The sequence below is a fragment of the Streptococcus oralis subsp. oralis genome (genome assembly GCF_002096595.1).
GTDB lineage: Bacteria > Bacillota > Bacilli > Lactobacillales > Streptococcaceae > Streptococcus > Streptococcus oralis_D.
Genome location: NZ_NCUR01000007.1, coordinates 44,404 through 63,070, shown reverse-complemented (window position 1 = coordinate 63,070; position 18,667 = coordinate 44,404). Strand labels below are relative to the sequence as shown.

The 18,667-nt window shown below is 39.4% G+C and carries 25 protein-coding genes and 2 pseudogenes; 23 read left to right on the top strand and 4 right to left on the bottom strand.

From position 1 onward, the window contains the following. Positions 1-21: 21 nt before the first annotated feature. From B7714_RS00735 to B7714_RS00690, 10 genes are all read left to right on the top strand, one after another. Positions 22-2,109, top strand: a complete 2,088-nt coding sequence (locus B7714_RS00735) for an SSURE domain-containing protein (protein WP_084859284.1) — start codon at positions 22-24, stop codon at positions 2,107-2,109. An 80-nt stretch (positions 2,110-2,189) separates the two neighbouring features. Continuing rightward, positions 2,190-2,888, top strand: a complete 699-nt coding sequence (locus B7714_RS00730) for a response regulator transcription factor (RefSeq protein ID WP_057488901.1) — start codon at positions 2,190-2,192, stop codon at positions 2,886-2,888. Continuing rightward, positions 2,885-3,919, top strand: coding sequence for a sensor histidine kinase (locus B7714_RS00725; protein ID WP_000769387.1), 1,035 nt, complete (start codon positions 2,885-2,887; stop codon positions 3,917-3,919). Before B7714_RS00730 ends, B7714_RS00725 begins: the two co-directional genes overlap by 4 nt. Positions 3,920-4,120: 201 nt before the next feature. After that, positions 4,121-4,732, top strand: coding sequence for a 30S ribosomal protein S4 (gene rpsD, locus B7714_RS00720; protein ID WP_000092756.1), 612 nt, complete (start codon positions 4,121-4,123; stop codon positions 4,730-4,732). A 573-nt stretch (positions 4,733-5,305) separates the two neighbouring features. Beyond that, on the top strand, positions 5,306-5,488 hold the full coding sequence (locus B7714_RS00715) for a 4-hydroxy-3-methylbut-2-enyl diphosphate reductase (protein ID WP_065371440.1): 183 nt from the start codon (positions 5,306-5,308) through the stop codon (positions 5,486-5,488). 65 nt (positions 5,489-5,553) lie between these two features. Further along, positions 5,554-5,769 (top strand): hypothetical protein, encoded by a 216-nt coding sequence (locus B7714_RS00710; protein WP_049484499.1) that lies wholly within the window; start codon positions 5,554-5,556, stop codon positions 5,767-5,769. Between the two features lie 72 nt (positions 5,770-5,841). Beyond that, positions 5,842-6,069 carry a 16S rRNA processing protein RimM gene (locus tag B7714_RS00705; protein WP_065371935.1) on the top strand — a complete coding sequence of 76 codons (228 nt, stop codon included), beginning with the start codon at positions 5,842-5,844 and terminating at the stop codon, positions 6,067-6,069. Positions 6,070-6,182: 113 nt separating this feature from the next. Beyond that, entirely contained in the window at positions 6,183-6,470 is a 288-nt protein-coding gene (locus B7714_RS00700; RefSeq protein ID WP_042768212.1) for a hypothetical protein, read from the top strand. Continuing rightward, positions 6,471-6,662: a hypothetical protein gene (locus B7714_RS00695; RefSeq protein ID WP_084859282.1), complete on the top strand. Its 192-nt coding sequence runs from the start codon at positions 6,471-6,473 to the stop codon at positions 6,660-6,662. A gap of 65 nt (positions 6,663-6,727) precedes the next feature. Then, positions 6,728-6,940, top strand: a complete 213-nt coding sequence (locus B7714_RS00690) for a hypothetical protein (RefSeq protein ID WP_084859280.1) — start codon at positions 6,728-6,730, stop codon at positions 6,938-6,940. A 286-nt stretch (positions 6,941-7,226) separates the two neighbouring features. Here B7714_RS00690 and B7714_RS10000 read toward each other — a convergent pair whose 3' ends face one another. Continuing rightward, positions 7,227-7,412 (bottom strand): hypothetical protein, encoded by a 186-nt coding sequence (locus B7714_RS10000; RefSeq protein WP_009013804.1) that lies wholly within the window; start codon positions 7,410-7,412, stop codon positions 7,227-7,229. Positions 7,413-7,440: 28 nt separating this feature from the next. Here B7714_RS10000 and B7714_RS00680 point away from each other — a divergent pair, with 28 nt between their 5' ends. The 6 genes and pseudogenes from B7714_RS00680 (at position 7,441) to B7714_RS00655 (ending at position 10,755) form a co-directional block, all read left to right on the top strand. Further along, on the top strand, positions 7,441-8,055 hold the full coding sequence (locus B7714_RS00680; RefSeq protein WP_000250556.1) for a CadD family cadmium resistance transporter: 615 nt from the start codon (positions 7,441-7,443) through the stop codon (positions 8,053-8,055). Positions 8,056-8,066: 11 nt separating this feature from the next. Continuing rightward, positions 8,067-8,405, top strand: a complete 339-nt coding sequence (cadX, locus tag B7714_RS00675; RefSeq protein WP_000711083.1) for a Cd(II)/Zn(II)-sensing metalloregulatory transcriptional regulator CadX — start codon at positions 8,067-8,069, stop codon at positions 8,403-8,405. Positions 8,406-8,803: 398 nt separating this feature from the next. Continuing rightward, positions 8,804-9,049 (top strand): annotated as a pseudogene (locus B7714_RS00670) (TMEM175 family protein); the annotation flags it as partial. Next, positions 9,031-9,372, top strand: coding sequence for a hypothetical protein (locus B7714_RS00665; RefSeq protein WP_000397556.1), 342 nt, complete (start codon positions 9,031-9,033; stop codon positions 9,370-9,372). The pseudogene B7714_RS00670 and the gene B7714_RS00665, both read left to right, overlap by 19 nt. Positions 9,373-9,385: 13 nt before the next feature. Beyond that, on the top strand, positions 9,386-9,709 hold the full coding sequence (locus B7714_RS00660; RefSeq protein ID WP_001253404.1) for a potassium channel family protein: 324 nt from the start codon (positions 9,386-9,388) through the stop codon (positions 9,707-9,709). Then, entirely contained in the window at positions 9,706-10,755 is a 1,050-nt protein-coding gene (locus B7714_RS00655) for a DUF389 domain-containing protein (RefSeq protein ID WP_084859279.1), read from the top strand. Before B7714_RS00660 ends, B7714_RS00655 begins: the two co-directional genes overlap by 4 nt. A 448-nt stretch (positions 10,756-11,203) precedes the next feature. On the opposite strand, the gene rpmG is transcribed toward B7714_RS00655, so the two are convergent. Both rpmG and rpmF read right to left on the bottom strand, forming a co-directional pair. After that, complete coding sequence (gene rpmG, locus B7714_RS00645; protein ID WP_001265622.1) at positions 11,204-11,353, bottom strand: 50S ribosomal protein L33; 150 nt, start codon at positions 11,351-11,353, stop codon at positions 11,204-11,206. 15 nt (positions 11,354-11,368) lie between these two features. Beyond that, positions 11,369-11,551, bottom strand: a complete 183-nt coding sequence (rpmF, locus tag B7714_RS00640; protein ID WP_000290417.1) for a 50S ribosomal protein L32 — start codon at positions 11,549-11,551, stop codon at positions 11,369-11,371. A 220-nt stretch (positions 11,552-11,771) separates the two neighbouring features. On the opposite strand from rpmF, the gene ilvD reads away from it, so the two are divergent. Then, positions 11,772-13,475, top strand: coding sequence for a dihydroxy-acid dehydratase (ilvD, locus tag B7714_RS00635; protein WP_000137380.1), 1,704 nt, complete (start codon positions 11,772-11,774; stop codon positions 13,473-13,475). Positions 13,476-13,641: 166 nt separating this feature from the next. Here ilvD and B7714_RS00630 read toward each other — a convergent pair whose 3' ends face one another. Then, a complete protein-coding gene (locus tag B7714_RS00630) occupies positions 13,642-13,983 on the bottom strand; it encodes a metal-sulfur cluster assembly factor (protein ID WP_084859277.1) in 342 nt (113 codons plus the stop codon). Between the two features lie 123 nt (positions 13,984-14,106). Here B7714_RS00630 and B7714_RS00620 point away from each other — a divergent pair, with 123 nt between their 5' ends. From B7714_RS00620 to B7714_RS00595, 6 genes and pseudogenes are all read left to right on the top strand, one after another. Then, positions 14,107-14,958: a helix-turn-helix domain-containing protein gene (locus tag B7714_RS00620; RefSeq protein ID WP_084859275.1), complete on the top strand. Its 852-nt coding sequence runs from the start codon at positions 14,107-14,109 to the stop codon at positions 14,956-14,958. A gap of 197 nt (positions 14,959-15,155) precedes the next feature. Further along, positions 15,156-16,403, top strand: coding sequence for an MFS transporter (locus tag B7714_RS00615; protein ID WP_084859274.1), 1,248 nt, complete (start codon positions 15,156-15,158; stop codon positions 16,401-16,403). A gap of 77 nt (positions 16,404-16,480) precedes the next feature. After that, on the top strand, positions 16,481-17,761 hold the full coding sequence (gene hisS, locus B7714_RS00610) for a histidine--tRNA ligase (protein WP_084859272.1): 1,281 nt from the start codon (positions 16,481-16,483) through the stop codon (positions 17,759-17,761). Between the two features lie 146 nt (positions 17,762-17,907). After that, positions 17,908-18,111, top strand: coding sequence for a helix-turn-helix transcriptional regulator (locus B7714_RS00605; protein WP_000916944.1), 204 nt, complete (start codon positions 17,908-17,910; stop codon positions 18,109-18,111). Further along, positions 18,111-18,314, top strand: coding sequence for a hypothetical protein (locus B7714_RS09930; protein WP_042901955.1), 204 nt, complete (start codon positions 18,111-18,113; stop codon positions 18,312-18,314). The genes B7714_RS00605 and B7714_RS09930 overlap by 1 nt, the downstream gene beginning before the upstream one ends. Continuing rightward, positions 18,311-18,660: pseudogene (locus B7714_RS00595) on the top strand (PspC domain-containing protein). Before B7714_RS09930 ends, B7714_RS00595 begins: the two are co-directional and overlap by 4 nt. Positions 18,661-18,667 lie beyond the last annotated feature (7 nt).

The window sequence follows — 18,667 nt, the reverse complement described above, 5'->3', positions numbered from 1 at the left end:
GAAAACTCTAAGGAGAATCCTATGAAATTCAATCCAAATCAGAGATATACTCGTTGGTCTATTCGCCGTCTCAGTGTCGGTGTTGCTTCAGTTGTTGTGGCTAGTGGCTTCTTTGTCCTAGTCGGTCAACCAAGTTCTGCACGCGCTGATGTCGTCAATCCGACTCCTGCCCAAGTCGTGCCAGACGCTGCTTCGGTGAGTGAAAAAAGCGACTTACCAGCAGAGGTTCTCAAAAAAGCAGTCGATGTAGCTCTTCCTTCAGAACAAGCAGACTCAGCACCTAAAGCAAGCTTGGATACTACAAGCTCTTCAGAAAAAGAGGATGCAACTGCTAAAGAGCCTGCAGTAGCGCCAAAAGAAGAAGTACAAGCACAACCTGACTCTAAGAAACAAACAGAAGATGCAGTTAAACCTGTGGAAAGTCCTGCGTCTACAGTTTCTGGACAAGACCGTGAAGCCAGTGAAGCGCAACCAGCGACCACCCCAGCTGAAGTGCAAAAAGGCGTGGCTGACAACACCAAAGATACAGTAGATGTTCCGGCTAGCTACCTTGACAAAGCCAATTTCCCAGGTCCATTTACAGCTGGTGTCAACCAAGTCATTCCATACGAATTCTTCGCTGGTGACGGCATGTTGACTCGTCTTATCTTGAAAGCATCCGACAAGGCTCCATGGTCAGACAACGGAACAGCTAAAAATCCCGCTCTCCCACCGGTAGAGAAATTGGGCAAAGGCCTTTACTTCTACGAAGTAGACTTGGCCGGAACCCAAGGCAAATCTGACAAAGAGTTGCTTGATCTCTTGAAACAAAATGGTACTCAAAGCTATAAAGCTACTATCAAGGTGTACGGTGCGAAAGACGGCAAGCCTGACTTAACTAACCTCGTAGCAACTAAAGATTTGACTGTTAATTTGAATGGCTTGACCACTCCAGCTGAAGTCCAAAAAGGTGTGGCTGACAATACCAAAGATACAGTAGATGTCCCAGCCACTTACTTGGACAAGGCTAACTTCCCAGGACCATTTACAGCTGGTGTCAATCAAGTCATTCCATATGAATTCTTCGCTGGAGACGGCATGTTAACTCGTCTTATCTTGAAAGCATCCGATAAGGCTCCATGGTCAGACAACGGAACAGCTAAAAATCCTGCTCTCCCACCAGTAGAGAAATTGGGCAAAGGTCTTTACTTCTATGAAGTAGACTTGGCAGGCACCCAAGGAAAATCAGATAAAGAGCTGCTTGACCTCTTGAAACAAAATGGTACTCAAAGCTATAAAGCTACTATCAAGGTGTACGGTGCGAAAGACGGCAAGCCTGACTTGACTAATCTGGTAGCGACTAAAGATTTGACTGTTAATTTGAATGGTTTGACCACACCAAATCAGGTTAAAGAGTCTGTTGTTAACAATGTCAAAGACATGATTGATGTTCCAGCTAGCTACCTTGATAAGGCTAAGGTTCCTGGACCTTTCTTGGCCGGCGTCAACCAAGTTATTCCGTACGAAGCTTTTGGTGGAGATGGTATGTTGACTCGCCTCTTGTTAAAAGCTTCAGACAAAGCTCCATGGTCAGACAACGGAACGGCTAAAAATCCTGCTCTATTGCCACTTGAAGGCTTGGCTAAAGGTCAATATTTCTACGAAGTGGATTTGAATGGCAATACGGTTGGCAAAGATGGTCAGGCCTTGCTGGATCAACTTCGAGCTAACGGAACCCATACATACCTAGCTACTGTTAAAGTCTATGGATCTAAAGATGGCAAACCTGATTTGACCAATCTGATTGCTACTCGTCAAGTAATGATTCGACTTCGTGGAAAAGAAATGGCGACAACACCATCTCAACCAGATCAGATGAATGCGAAGCCTTCTGAAACAGGCTCTACAGGTACGACTGAGGGTATGATGGGTACAAATCACCATATGTCAGATATGAAAGTAGATCAACCAGCTTCTAGCCCAATGGCTAATATGATGAAAAAAGATGATAAAGCGATGCTACCAAATACTGGGGAAGCTAAAACAGCTACAGCTGGCCTTGGTATCTTTGGTCTAGCCTTGGCAGGTCTTGTTGGACTTTTGGGTTTGACAAGCAAACGAGAAGATTAAGATTCAAATCACTTAAACATTAGGGAAAATAGTGTTATACTAAAGCAAGTATAACACTGTTTTTATCGAAGGAGTGTCAGATGAAAAAGACAATTTTGCTGGTTGATGATGAGATAGATATTCTAGATATTCAACACCGCTATCTTATACAGGCAGGTTACGATGTTTTGGTCGCCCATGATGGTAAGGAGGGATTAGAGCTTTTCAGAAAAAAATCTATCGACCTCATTATCACAGATATCATGATGCCCAATATGGATGGCTATGATTTTATCAGTGAAGTTCAGTATACCGCTCCGGATCAACCCTTCCTCTTTACAACTGCTAAGACAAGCGAACAGGATAAAATTTATGGCTTAAGTTTGGGGGCAGATGATTTTATAGTCAAACCCTTTAGCCCACGCGAATTGGTTTTAAGAGTGAATAATATCTTGCGTCGCCTTAGCCGTGGAAGAGAGACAGAACAAATCGAGTTTGGTGACTTAGTGATCAACCATGTGACTCATGAGGTTCGCATTGGGGATCAACCTTTGGAATTGACAGTAAAATCCTTTGAACTTCTATGGATATTAGCCAGCAATCCCGAGAGAGTCTTTTCAAAGACGGAACTTTACGAGAAGGTATGGCGAGAGGACTACGTGGATGATACCAATACACTCAATGTTCATATCCATGCTTTGAGGCAAGAGTTAACCAAGTATACAAATTCAAATGCTCCTGCTATCAAAACTGTCTGGGGTTTGGGCTATAAGATGGAAAGACCAAGAGGTAGAAAATGAAATTAAAAAACTATATTTTAGTGGGGTATCTAGTGTCGACTCTACTAACGATTTTGGTCGTTTTCTGGGCAGTCCAACGAATGTTGATTGAGAAAAGTGAAGTTTACTTTCTAGTTGGAATGACCTTGATTGCTAGTTTCATTGGCGCTGCAGTGAGCATCTTTCTCTTGTCGCCTGTTTTCTCTTCTCTGAAACATTTGAAAAAACAAGCTCAGGATATAGCCAGCAAGGATTTCAGCACAGAAATTGAAACAAAAGGACCATTAGAATTTCAAGAGCTGGGTCAGGCTTTTAATGACATGTCCCACAATTTGCAAGCTACCTTTCAATCACTTGATGAGAGCGAGCAAGAAAAGAGAATGATGATTGCGCAGCTCTCTCACGATATTAAAACTCCCATTACCTCCATTCAGGTTACTGTGGAGGGAATTCTAGATGGAGTGATTAAGGAAGAGGAGCGACTCCACTACTTAGCCACGATTGGTCGGCAAACCGAGCGTCTAAACAAGCTAGTGGAGGAATTGGATGTTCTGACTCTTAACACCCAACCTCAAGATACTGCTGATGAAGAAGTCGAAGAGGTCTTTTTAGATCAGCTGTTGATTGAGTCAATGAGTGAATTTCAACTCCAGATTGAACAAGAGGAGCGAGATGTTTACATTCAAGTATCACCTGAGTCGGCGAAAATCAAGAGCCATTCTGACAAACTTTCTCGCATTCTGGTCAATTTGTTAAACAATGCCTTTAAATATTCAGAACCAGGAACCAGAATCGAGGTTCTTGCCCAATTAACAGAACAAGAGCTGAGAATCAGTGTGAAAGACGAGGGTCAGGGAATCCTTCCTGAGGATTTGGAAAAGATCTTTAAACGACTTTATCGTGTAGAAACTTCGCGCAATATGAAGACAGGTGGACATGGATTAGGACTTGCGATTGCACGCGAACTAGCCCATCAGCTTGGTGGCGAAATCACAGCAGAAAGTCAATATGGCTTAGGAAGCAAATTTACATTCAGCCTCAATTTGAAATAAAGCTGTAAAATCCCTTTACATATCTAGCTTTTCATGGTATAATAGCCTTTGTGTGAAATAGCAGCAGGAAAGCATGAAGCTCGTCAACAGGTGTCTTATGATAAGTAACCTTGGCTGTTTAGGCGAAGGGCATCTGCACGAATCAGGGCTTTCTAAGTGACTATTTCCGCCAAATATTATTTATATCAGGAGGACATACATATGTCACGTTATACAGGACCATCTTGGAAACAAGCTCGTCGCCTTGGCCTTTCACTTACAGGTACAGGTAAAGAATTGGCACGTCGTAACTACGTACCAGGACAACACGGACCAAACAACCGTTCTAAATTGTCAGAATACGGTTTGCAATTGGCTGAAAAACAAAAACTTCGTTTCACTTACGGTGTAGGTGAAAAACAATTCCGTAACTTGTTCGTACAAGCTACAAAAATCAAAGGCGGAATCCTAGGTTTCAACTTCATGCTTCTTTTGGAACGTCGTTTGGATAACGTTGTTTACCGTCTTGGCCTTGCGACTACTCGTCGTCAAGCTCGTCAATTCGTAAACCACGGTCACATCCTTGTTGATGGAAAACGCGTTGATATCCCATCATACCGCGTAACTCCAGGTCAAGTGATTTCAGTTCGTGAAAAATCATTGAAAGTTCCAGCTATCCTTGAAGCAGTAGAAGCTACTCTTGGACGTCCAGCATTCGTATCATTCGATGCTGAAAAATTGGAAGGTTCATTGACTCGCTTGCCAGAACGCGACGAAATCAACCCAGAAATCAACGAAGCACTTGTCGTTGAATTCTACAACAAAATGCTTTAATTTTAAGAAATATCTTACAGAAAGCCTACAACAGTGGGCTTTTTGCTTTGTCTTAAAATGTTGATTTCTGGGTTTGCTTAGATATTTGCTAGATTGATTTCATAGCCGTTTCAAAGAATGAGACGGCTTTTTTGGCGTTCATTTTTGAGAGGTAAAAAGAAGCATGACTCTCCCACAGCAATAGAGCTTTTAGGCGGGAAAACCACACTTCTTTCTTAACTAAATTATACATTTTATTGATTTTAAAATCAAATAAAGGTGTCCCACCTCCTACCGCAGAAAGATCTGTTTCAAGGGGAGATGGAAAACCTCTATTCGTTAAATAGATTATAATCGAAAAAATGAATTGACGCAAGTATATTTAAAGCCCACCCATTGGTGATAGTCGGTTCCTTTGCATGCTATAGCATACGACATTTTACAAGGAAAATAAAGTAGTAAGCTAGTCTAATGGAGTATCTGTAGTACTTTAGCAAACAAGGTGTGCTATAATGCTTTTAACAGGAACTAAAAGCCATTAGTAAATAACTAATATTGGGTCATATTGTTCCGCTGTTAGAGAGAAGGAACTCAATGAAACTATGGGAATGTGTTGATAAAAATGTTCGCCTTATTTTAGAAGATGGGACTTCCATCAAGGGCAGGGTGGTTGATTGGTTTGATGGTTATGATTTAGATGGTCCTGACGAATTAGTCATAGGTGATCGCTCATATCCTGAAGATATTATCAAGAAAATCAAAATTATTAGGGCTTAGTTCAACCTAGGCGATTTTATCGACTAGCATAAGAACTATCGAAAAAATAGCAGAGAGGAAAATAAATGAGTAGGCAACTATGGAACTACCTACGCTCAAGAGTTCAGGTAGTCACTAATGACGGCAAGATAATCAAGGGACGTGTAATAGACTTTGTTGACGAAATGGACAATGATGAGCAAGATGAAATCACTATCCTCATTGACAATCCTAGTCCAGATGAAGCTACTGAAATTTCTCTCTTTGAGAGTGAGGTTCTCTCGATTGAAACAATCTCATAGGACTTAGAACAATTTAGGTGCTTTTACCTGCCTTATTTGAAAGAAAATACTATGGAAAAGGATTTAGTTTATATGGCGATATTGGATGATTTACAAGCCTTATATGACAATGGTTGGGATGCCTCTTTTGATTATAATGGTCAAGTATGTGGGATTTTTCCTAATTCTGTTCATGATATTGTAGTGGTGATTGGAGATAAGGAATACCAGGTATCATCATTCATTGATCTGATTTCTCTAAAAATTGACGATAACACTTTAGTAGAAATTATGGATGGAATTGAAGTGCAGTATTATTAAAATAAAAATCATCTTTGATGAATGAACTGCACCCCAAAAATTAGATTTTGTCTGTTAAATTTTTGGAACGTAGCTCAATATGCTACAACGTTCTTATTAGGAGGGGAAGGGTAATGGGTTATAGTCAACAAGTATTAGACATGCTCCAGCAAGCAGTCAGTGGTCAGATTGATAATTTTTGGGATTTTTCCTTTACGTTTAACGCACTTTTTGGAGAAGATGAGGAATTTGCCGAAGCTTGGGCTAATGAAAACTCTGAAATGTTTGACGCTCTTAATGACTTTGAGTTGATGATATTTTTAGAGGAACATGATCCAAGTGACAAACAAGGTTTTATCGATTTCTTAACACCTTACTACGAAAAAGCAAAGCAATTAGCCAATATTGAAAGGGATATTTAAATGAAGCTCTGGGAATTTAACCGTACAGATGTAATTATCACGCTTAAAAATGGCGTGATAGCTAGAGGATTTGTGGAGGACTATTGTGACGCCTCGGACAATGCCGAGGAGATGGATTCCTTACTTGTAGATGTTGATGGAACTCTTAGAGAGTATTTTGAGGATGAAATCGTCAGCATCATAGAAAGCTAGTAGTGGGAATAGAATCTAATGAATAATCTTATTTGTTAAGATTGTTTTAGTTGGGATGGTTTTGTATGAAAAAGTATGAAATTAAAAAATATTTAGACAAAGATCTTGAATTTAATTATAATAGCCGAGGGGCTTGCTTTTTATCGAGTATATGTGTAGTTGGTTATGATTATGAAGGTCAGCAGTTTGATACAATTGATGAAGCTATGGAAGCTAAAGTATTTGACGGGAAAAGCTTAGTAGATATATGGGATGAAGTTTTTCCACAAGTTTTTTAAAATGAAAAGCACCTTTGATGAACTGCACCCCAAAAGTTAGATTTTTTCTGTCTAACTTTTGGGGTGCAGTTCAAATGTATGAGATATTTTTAGTTTTGATTTAATTTCGATATTTTTCCGGAAAATACTTATTTTTCGGAAAGTCAAGATTTTGTTATTATTTATGATATACTGGTACCGTAATTATATCCTTACAGAGGTTAAGTAAGGGTTTCAGTACACGTCAATAGATGTCAAAATATTGATTTTAAGCGATTTTTGATTTTTGGAAACTCATTATATCGCACTACAAATCAATAAAAACTCTACCTTTTACTCTACCTTTTTTAGATAAATATATCATCTGGATATTGAAGTTAAGCCCTGCTATCATTTCGATGGCAGGGCTTTTTAATGTTTGGGACACTACCTTCTTATCTATATTTTGATGGAGCTGAAGTTGACATCTACAAAGTTTAATGTTAAAATACATTCAAAAATATATTTGAATGAGGTGCTTTATGGTTCAAAATGTTGTTACTTCAATAATCCTGTATTCTGGGACAGCCGTAGACTTACTTATTATCCTAATGTTATTTTTTGCCAAAAGAAAAAGCAGAAAAGACATCATTAACATCTATTTAGGACAATTTCTAGGCTCTGTTAGTCTAATATTGCTAAGTTTACTTTTTGCATTTGTCTTAAATTATATTCCTAGTAAAGAGATTTTAGGTTTGCTCGGTTTGATTCCAATTTTCCTAGGACTCAAAGTTTTGCTTTTAGGAGATTCTGATGGAGAAGCTATTGCAAAAGATGGTTTGCGCAAAGATAATAAAAACCTGATTTTTCTAGTCGCTATGATTACTTTTGCAAGTTGTGGTGCTGACAATATTGGTGTTTTTGTCCCATATTTTATTACCTTAAATTTAGCGAATTTGATAGTGGCTTTACTTACCTTTCTAGTCATGATTTATCTCTTGGTTTTTTCTGCCCAAAAATTGGCACAAGTCCCTTCTGTTGGAGAAACTTTGGAAAAATATAGCAGATGGTTTATTGCCGTTGTTTATTTAGGACTGGGGATGTATATCCTGATTGAAAACAACAGCTTTAACATGCTAAGGACTGTGTTCGGCTAGGAGAAAAAATTATGAAAAAAGATAGTATCTGCCAAGTGAATATTATAAATCAGCAAAATGTTACAACCGCAACGAACTACCTTGAAAAGGAAAAAGTCCAAAAATCACTTCGTATTTTATCAAAGTTTACCGATAATAAACAGATAAATATCATCTTTTATCTCCTTGCTGTTGAAGAACTCTGTGTCTGTGATATAGCCTGTTTACTAAATCTCAGTATGGCATCTGCCTCCCACCATCTTCGTAAACTAGCCAATCAAAACATCTTGGATACTAGAAGAGAGGGGAAAATTATATATTATTTTATAAAAGATGAGGAAATCAAAGACTTTTTTAATCAACTAGGATAACAACTATTTTTACTACTTTATCATGATTATATATAGGACTTATCTATGAAATTTTTTGATAAAAATTACTCACATGAAAGACTACTCGTAGCAAATCTTTAAGAAAAAAGTATAATTTAAAGCAAAGCGACCTAGGTAATGCAGGTCAAGTTAGCCAAGTTTAAAAGGGAGAAATCTGAAAGAAAATGTATCTTTGATAGTAGTCATTTATTGTGAAATATGATATATTTATTGATTAGATGGATGAATATTTCTAAAGTTAAATAAAATATGACAGATACATGCTTTTTAGTGTATCTTGTTTGTACTCAAAATATGAAGTGACTATCCAATATTTAAGATTAATAAATATTATACGATGAGATAGAATACTACAAAATGAAAGGCAACGTAATCTGATGAAGAAAGATAGATTAATTGCATTGACAGATGCTGTTCTAGCAATTATTATGACCATTTTGATTTTAGAGTTAGAAAAACCAACGACACCAAGTCTTCAAGCTTTTTGGGATTTACGGCAAAATTTCTTTGCTTATTTTCTTTCCTTTTTCTGGTTGGGATCGTTATGGATGGCACTAAACACATTATGGGAAAAGGTTGAGAAAATTTCCTCAGAAATTATTTGGTGGAATTTGTTTCTACTCTTGGAGCGGCAGGAGTTCTCTTTGGAGAATTTCATGCCATCCAAGATACCAGTCTGAATGATGTGGTGGACCGGATCTATATAAATGTCAAGGATTTACCGTTTCAGTCCTTGGGAGCTTTAGCTAATATCCTGTCTGATGTTAAGAAGGGACTGATTCAAGACAGTCATATCTGGTCTTTCTTCCAGTCATTTTTCAAACAATATCAGTTGATAATCAGCTTAAATCAGATCTATCAGTTTGTCTATCTTTCTCTGATGGAGATCATGTCCTATCTTCACTTTGATTATTGGAAAAAACGGCTCGGTCAGGAGCTAGTATGAATAAGGAGAACAAATGAGACGTTTAAAAATGTTATGGCATATTATACAGGTTACGGGTTTTACTCGGTTTGCTCTGAGTTTTGTGACCTTTGTTTTTGGGTCAGGAGGCGTGCTTTTCCTAGTTGAACCTGCTATCACAAATTACGGAGACGGTCTTTGGTATGCTTTTGTGACTTCGACGACTGTCGGCTACGGGGATCTCCTAGCTGTGACCTTGATTGGAAGGATTACCAGTGTCTTCTTGACGATTTATGGGCTCATATTTTTTGGCTGTTTATCAGCTGTTATTATTAATTATTATACCGATTTAAATAAGGAAAGAGGAGAGGACAAATGACTGCCAATTATTCAACACGGGAATACCGTGAGAAATTATACGATGACCTTCATGTTCGATTGAGAGATACAGCGATTTTGATGTGTGCAATTTTTATTGCCTCTATCGGTCTAAATATGAATTCAACAGCTGTTATTATTGGAGCCATGTTAATTTCACCTCTCATGACACCGATTGTTGGACTGGGATTCGGTTTAGCTATTTTTGATACGCGTTTAATCAAGCAATCTCTAGAGGTTTTATTGACTCAAGTGTTGGTCAGTTTGCTTGTCTCGACTCTGTATTTCTGGATTTCTCCCTTGTCTTATGCAAGTAGCGAGTTGATCGCACGAACCTCTCCAACCATTTGGGATGTTCTCATTGCTATTGCTGGTGGGATTGCTGGTGTGATCGGTTCAAGGAAAAAAGAAGCAAACAATATCGTGCCAGGAGTAGCCATTGCAACAGCTTTGATGCCACCTATCTGTACTGCGGGCTATGGTTTAGCTAATGGAAATATACGATTTTTATTTGGGGCTCTCTATCTTTTCTTGATCAACTGTGTCTTTATCATGCTAGCCAACATTGTTGGAACAAGAATTTTGATGAGAAAATCTCCTTTAACTTCATTTAAAGAGCTGAGCATTAAAATGAGAATTGGCTTGATTTCTTTGATTGTATTGTTGATTCTTCCAGCTAGCTATTCGGCAGTTACTCTGACAATAGAACAAGCGCGCAAAGAAGGGATCAAACAGTTTGTAGGAAAAGAGTTCGCCAATTATACGGTTATTAATCAAGTCTACAAGTCAAGTAACAATGAATTGGTCTTGACGGTTGTTGGAGATCCGATTTCAGAAGAAGAATTAGAAACACTCCACCAAAAACAAGCCTCTTACGGTATTCAATCTGTTCAATTGAAAGTGAATCAAGTTCAGAACTCGCCAACATTAGATAGTGAAGCGACCAAGGAATTTTATGAAAACATTGACAAGTATATTGATCAAAAACTCTCTGAAAAAGATTCACAAAACGATCTCGTAAAAGAAAATGAAGCAGACAAGGATTGAGGACAATGAACTGAATCGGTTTTTACGCCGTGTTTTTCTTGTATCTTCCTCTTTCTTACTTATAGCAGGTTGTTTTTGCTTGAATAAGAAATAAATTAGAAGTTCTATCATCTAAGAAAAATGATGAAAAAAATCATTTAACTAATGGTGTGAACGTTTAGTGTTTATCAGCTCCATTCTCTGTAATTTTGGGGGTAAAATCCACACCATTTAGATAAAATTAGTTGAATTTGATTGGAAAAACGCTTTTATAAAAGCGGAGAAAAGTCTTGATATTACGCTGTTTTTAGTCCAACTGAAATTCATACTTTCCAAACCAGGTCTTAAGAAAAAAGGTAGAGAAAAAGGTAGAGTTTGGATTGAAATACAGTGCAATATATCGCATTTGGCAAAAAGAAAAAACGCTTTAAATCAGCGTTTTTCTTATGTATTGATTCGTATTGAACCCCTACTTAACTTCTGTAAACACTACGTGCTTGCGAAGTTTTGGTGAGTATTTCTTCAATTGAAGACGGTCTGGAGTGTTACGTTTGTTTTTAGAAGTAAGGTACAAGCGTTCACCAGATTCTTTGTGTTCAAGTGTGATATTTACGCGCATGGTATCTCCCTTCTATTATTCAGCTGATGCAGCTTTAGCGATTTTACGTCCTTTGTAGTATCCTTTAAGTGATACGCGGTGAGAACGTGAGTAATCTCCAGTAGTTTCGTCAAAGTTTACAGATGGAGCTGTTACTTTGTAGTGTGTACGACGTTTGTTTTTCTTCGCTTTTGAGGTGCGACGTGCAGGTACTGCCATTTTCTTTTCTCCTTTAGGTATTTAAATTCGATTCAATCTAGTGATTTTCATCAACCATACTAGGATAACACATTTTTTTTGTAAAGTAAAGTTACTTGACAAAAAAAGATAAAAAAATTAGAAGCTAGTAATCGAAATTTTCTGAAAATTCAAGAATTTTATTCTGTTCTTCATGCGGAAATTGTGCTATAATGGTAAAAACTGAAATGGGAGGGAACAAATGACAGAATTAGATACACGTCACCGCAGTAGCGTTTATGACAGTATGGTGAAATCACCAAACCGTGCCATGCTTCGTGCCACTGGAATGACAGATAAGGACTTTGAAACACCGATTGTGGGAGTGATTTCAACTTGGGCGGAAAATACACCATGTAACATTCACTTGCATGATTTTGGGAAATTGGCTAAAGAAGGTGTCAAATCTGCGGGCGCTTGGCCTGTTCAGTTTGGAACCATTACCGTAGCAGACGGGATCGCCATGGGAACGCCTGGTATGCGTTTCTCTCTAACATCTCGTGACATCATCGCGGACTCTATTGAGGCTGCGATGGGTGGTCACAACGTGGATGCCTTTGTCGCTATCGGTGGCTGTGACAAGAACATGCCTGGTTCTATGATTGCCATTGCCAATATGGATATTCCAGCTATTTTCGCCTATGGTGGTACTATTGCACCGGGAAATCTTGATGGCAAAGACATTGACTTGGTTTCTGTCTTTGAGGGTATCGGAAAATGGAACCATGGTGACATGACAGCTGAGGACGTGAAACGTCTCGAATGTAATGCCTGCCCTGGCCCTGGTGGCTGTGGTGGTATGTATACAGCTAATACCATGGCAACTGCTATCGAAGTTCTCGGTATGAGTTTGCCAGGATCTTCATCTCATCCAGCTGAATCAGCTGACAAGAAAGAAGATATCGAAGCAGCAGGACGTGCTGTTGTCAAGATGCTGGAGCTTGGTCTCAAACCATCAGATATCTTGACTCGTGAAGCTTTTGAAGATGCCATCACTGTAACTATGGCTCTCGGTGGTTCTACAAATGCCACTCTTCACTTGCTTGCCATTGCCCATGCGGCTAATGTTGACTTGTCACTTGAGGACTTCAATACGATCCAAGAGCGCGTGCCTCACTTGGCTGACTTGAAACCATCTGGTCAGTATGTCTTTCAAGACCTCTACGAAGTCGGTGGTGTCCCTGCGGTTATGAAATACCTCTTGGCAAATGGTTTCCTTCATGGCGACCGCATCACATGTACTGGTAAGACAGTCGCTGAAAACTTGGCTGACTTTGCAGACCTTACACCAGGCCAAAAAGTCATTATGCCACTTGAAAATCCAAAACGTGCAGACGGTCCGCTTATCATCTTGAATGGGAACCTTGCCCCTGATGGCGCGGTTGCTAAGGTATCAGGTGTGAAAGTGCGGCGTCACGTTGGACCAGCTAAGGTCTTTGACTCAGAAGAAGATGCTATCCAGGCTGTCTTGACAGACGAAATCGTTGATGGCGATGTTGTCGTTGTTCGTTTCGTTGGACCTAAGGGTGGCCCTGGTATGCCTGAGATGCTGTCACTTTCATCCATGATCGTTGGTAAAGGTCAAGGAGACAAGGTTGCCCTCTTGACGGATGGCCGTTTCTCAGGTGGTACTTATGGTCTGGTTGTTGGACATATCGCCCCTGAAGCTCAGGATGGTGGACCGATTGCTTACCTTCGTACAGGTGATATCGTTACGGTTGACCAAGATACCAAAGAAATTTCTATGGCCGTATCCGAAGAAGAACTTGAAAAACGCAAGGCAGAAACAACCTTGCCACCACTTTACAGCCGTGGTGTCCTCGGTAAATATGCCCATATCGTATCCTCTGCTTCACGCGGAGCCGTGACAGACTTCTGGAATATGGACAAGTCAGGTAAAAAATAAACAAGAAAAGCAAGCCATTTTCGGCTTGCTTCTTTTCATCTTCAAAAGTGATTTGCCTGCTTATACTCAATAAAAATCAAAGAGCAAACTAGAAAGCTAGGCGCAGGCAGTACTTGAGTACGACAAGCCGACGCTGACGTGGTTTGAATTTGATTTTTGAAGAGTATTAACGAGGTGGCAGTCCAAGGGCAATGCGGCCGTAGCGACTGATTCGTGTAATCTTCCAGGCAGGCGACCAGGTAACCTCAACCTTGACATCTTCGATACCCTCGATTTGTTTCAGACCTGCGACGATTTCGATAGGCAGGCTTTCGGCGCAATCGCAGGCAGTGTCGGTGAAGGTCATGACAATCTTGCAGAGACCTGTTTCATCTAGACTGATTTCATAAATCAGCCCTAGATTGTAAACATCCAATTCCACATCTGTATCAAAAACCTTCTCTAGTTTTTCGATAATTTGATCTTGTAAGGCCAAAGCTCGGTCATTGATTTTGATATCGTCTCTCATAACAGTCCCTCCACGTGATAAATATCCTCTATTTTCTCATAATTCTGACAATTTGGCAAGTTTTTGATGAATTTTCTGAAAAATATGATAAAATGAAGAAAATATGGAATCAAGGGGAAGTCTATGGAGCAGATTGGAAAAGTCTTTAGACAATTACGAGAGTCAAGAAATATCTCGCTGAGACAAGCAACTGGGGGACAATTTTCTCCGTCTATGTTGTCCCGATTTGAAACAGGTCAGAGTGAGCTTTCGGTGGAAAAGTTTCTATTTGCCCTAGAAAATATATCTGCTAGTGTAGAGGAAATCCTCTTTCTGGCGAGAGGTTTTCAGTATGATACAGATTCGGAGTTGAGAAAAGAAATCACAGATGTTTTGGATTTAAAGAATATAGCACCTCTTGAGGACTTATATCGCAAGGAGTATCAAAAGCATGCCCATTCTCAAAACAAACAGAAACATATTCTAAATGCCATCATTATTAAGTCTTATATGAAGAGTATGGATGAAACGGTTGAGTTAACGGCAGAGGAAGGGAAAGTCCTTCATGACTACTTGTTTTATACTGAGATTTGGGGAATCTATGAACTCAATTTGTTCTCAGTCAGTTCTCCGTTCTTGTCTGTTTCTCTTTTTACTAGATATGTACGAGAAATGGTCCGCAAATCCGATTTTCTAATGGAAATGTCTAGTAATCGAAACCTTTTTCATACTATGCTATTGAATGGTTTTTTAGCCAGCATTGAGTGTGAAGAATTTACCAATGCCTCTTATTTTAAACGTGTCATCAAAGAGCATTTCTACAAGGAAAATGAGACCTATTTCCGAATTGTCTATTTGTGGGCTGAAGGTCTTCTTGATAGCAAGCAGGGTAGAGTCAAGGAAGGTCAGAAAAAGATGGAAGATGCTGTCCATATTTTTGAGATGCTTGGTTGTAACAAATCTGCTGAATACTACAGAAATACAACTGATTGTTGAATATCTGCAAACTAAGAAAATAATTTGAAAATTTAAGCGATAGAACTTTTGACTACTCTCAGGTCGTTACAAAAGTTCTATCGTTTCTTTGCTCATTTTGTGTGTTGCATATATTCAAAAGTTTTCCCTTTCAATTTCTAAGTGCTATACTATAGTCATACTTCATATAGGGATTATAACAAGAAGGGAGATTACCTATGAAACTATTGTTTAGAAATCAAGCTTATCGACTCTTGACTTTGTCGCGTTTCTTCAATGCCTTTGGTGCTTCGATTTTTAACCTGGTATTTATCGTTTATGCATCGACCTTGCCACAAGCCTCTTTTGCTGTTGCTATGGCGAATATTGTCATGATTCTTCCGACTCTATTTACAGTTTTTGTAGGGATTCGGGCAGATTACACAAGGGACAAGGTCAAATGGATGGTCTATAGCGGTTTGTTTCAGGCGGTTTTATTTTTTCTGGCAGCCCTAGTTGTTCAGCAAGCTAGTCTCTTTGCCTTTTCTAGCCTGTGTTTGATCAATGTCATCAGTGATGTGATCAGTGATTTTGCTGGTGGCTTGCGAATGCCTCTCGTTAAGGAAAAAGTAGCTGAAGAGGATCTGATGGAAGCTTATTCTTTTTCCCAGTTTATCACATATATTTCAGCTATTGGTGGTCAAGCTTTTGGAGTTTGGCTCTTAGGTCTATCGGTCAACAATTTTTCCCTTGTTGCGGGAATCAATGCCTGCTTTTTCCTAGTATCAGCCTTTATTCTCTTTTTAGGAAAAAGCAAATTGAGCCTGTCAATTTCATCTGCTGATGGTGAAAACCTAAAAAATGAGAAGCTTCCTATCAAAGACCAATTTCTAACGATTTATCGAAATTTACGCCTTGTTTTTCTTAAAAGTGGACAGAAAAACTTTGGTTTTATGCTCTTTGCTGTCTTGCTTATCAATGCCTTGGGTGGCGCTTTGGGTGGAATTTATAATATCTTCTTTTTGAGCCATTCTCTCTTGAATTTTTCTTACACAGAGACACTATTTATCAATCAAGCCTGTGTTTTGTTAGCAATCATCATCAGTAGCCTTACGGGCAATGATTATTTTGGGAAGCAGTCCTTGCCTAGATTGATGATGTGGGCTACCGTAGGACTCACTCTAATTGGTCTGGCTAACGTATTCAATCAAGTCGTGCTTGGTTTGCTATTTCTATTTTTAACTCTGTATGTGTCTGGTAAAGTTCAACCAAAGATTAGTGCCATGCTCATGAAAAATCTAGCTCCAGAGGTTCTAGCTCGTACCAGTAATTTTTTAGGTTTATTGTTTACCTTATCCATACCTGTGGGAACAGCTTGTTTTTCACTTGTTGCCGTATGGAATATACAGTTGACTTGGATGCTATTTGTTGGTCTTTCCTTGCTAGCTATTCTTTTGACAGTTATTAATCTTAAAAATGATATCTAAATCCTAAATTTTTTCTCACTGTTTTAATCCCTTTATTTATGGTAAAATAAGACTATTAAGTTTAAAGAGGATTCCCTATGAAATTACAAAAACCAAAAGGAACGCAGGATATTTTACCTGCTGAGTCTGCCAAGTGGCAGTACGTTGAGGGCTTTGCCCGTGAGATTTTCAAGCGCTACAACTATGCAGAAGTGCGCACGCCTATTTTTGAGCATTACGAGGTCATCAGCCGCTCTGTCGGAGATACAACGGATATCGTAACCAAGGAAATGTACGATTTTTATGACAAGGGTGACCGCCATATTACCCTCCGTCCAGAAGGAACTGCGCCCGTTGTCCGTTCCTATGTGGAAAATAAACTCTTCGCCCCAGAAGTGCAAAAGCCAAGTAAGTTCTATTACATGGGCCCTATGTTCCGCTATGAGCGTCCGCAAGCAGGACGTTTGCGCCAGTTCCACCAGATTGGTGTTGAGTGCTTTGGTTCTAGCAATCCAGCTACCGATGTGGAAACCATCGCTATGGCAGCCCATTTCTTGAAAGAAATCGGCATTAAAGGTGTGAAATTGCATCTCAACACTCTGGGAAATCCTGAGAGCCGTGCGGCTTACCGTCAAGCCTTGATTGACTATTTGACACCGCTCAAGGAGACCTTGTCTAAGGATAGCCAACGTCGTTTGGAGGAAAATCCTCTTCGTGTCTTGGACTCTAAAGAGAAAGAAGACAAGGTGGCAGTGGAGAATGCGCCGTCTATCTTGGATTTCCTTGATGAAGAAAGCCAAGCTCACTTTGATGCTGTGCGTCAGATGTTGGAAAATCTGGGTGTAGACTACATCATTGATACCAATATGGTGCGTGGTCTGGACTACTACAACCACACAATTTTCGAGTTCATCACAGAAATCGAGGGCAATGACTTGACCGTCTGTGCGGGTGGTCGCTATGATGGCTTAGTTGCCTATTTTGGTGGTCCTGAGACTGCTGGATTTGGTTTTGGACTTGGTGTAGAGCGCCTGCTTCTCATTCTTGAAAAGCAAGGTGTGGCCCTTCCTATAGAGAACGCTCTAGATGTTTATATCGCAGTTTTGGGTGAAGGAGCAAATGTTAAGGCCTTGGAGTTGGTACAAGCCCTTCGCCAACAAGGATTCAAAGCAGAGCGTGATTACCTTAACCGGAAGCTCAAAGCTCAGTTCAAGTCAGCCGATGTCTTTGCGGCTAAGACTCTCATCACTCTCGGAGAGAGCGAAGTCGAAAGCGGACAAGTGACGGTTAAGAACAACCAAACTCGAGAAGAAGTTCAAGTGTCACTTGATGCTATCAGCCAAAACTTCTCAGAAATCTTTGAAAAATTAGGCTTTTAATAGTAGAAAAACTGGTCAGGATCTTATTCCTGACCTTTTTCTTTTGCAAAATGACAATAATCTTAAACTTTTTGACAAATATGATTGTCAAAAATAAAAAGATATGTTACAATGAAATCAAGATAAGAACAAAGGAGAAAAAAGACATGCTAAAAAATCGTCTAAAAGAGCTTCGAGCTCGCGATGGCCTGAATCAAACAGAGCTGGCCAAACTGGCTGGCGTGTCCAGGCAAACCATCAGCTTGCTTGAGCGGGATGAGTATACCCCATCCATCGTCATTGCCCTGAAGATTGCTCAGATATTCCATGAGCCAGTCGAGTCGGTTTTCCGCTTAGAGGAGGATGAGTGATGAACAAGTATAAAGTGATTTATTATCTTAGTATTCTTGTGTTTATTGCAAATATCTTTGTTATGATTGGAAGTCTATTTGGTTGGTTTACAATTGTTGAAAGTAAATACCTCTTCTGGATTAACATAGTTTTACTATTAGTCTTTAGATGGGTAGAGAGAAAGATAAAGTTTAAAGAGATCGTAAAAGGAGAAAAGTTATGAAAGAGTTTTTAGCGGGTTTTCAAGTCGATACTGAGAACAAAGAACTTGCCGGTGTTTGTGCAGGTTTAGGAAATTATTTTAACATTCAAGCCAATATCGTTCGTTTGGTGACAGTCTTGTTGTTTCTCTCTTCTACGGAGATTGGGATTATAACAGTAACTCTCTATGCCTATCTAGCAGGTTGGCTTGGGAATGAACCCTTGGGAGATGGAGCAAAAAAGCAAGAAATCAAGCTATTCTCTTACTTGCTGTTTGTTTGATTTTGGTGTCACTTGGAACAGAAGGCTTGACCTCTATTTTTGAATCAGGAAAAGCTTTTTGTCAATGGTTGTCTGGTTTGTTTTAGGAAGAGG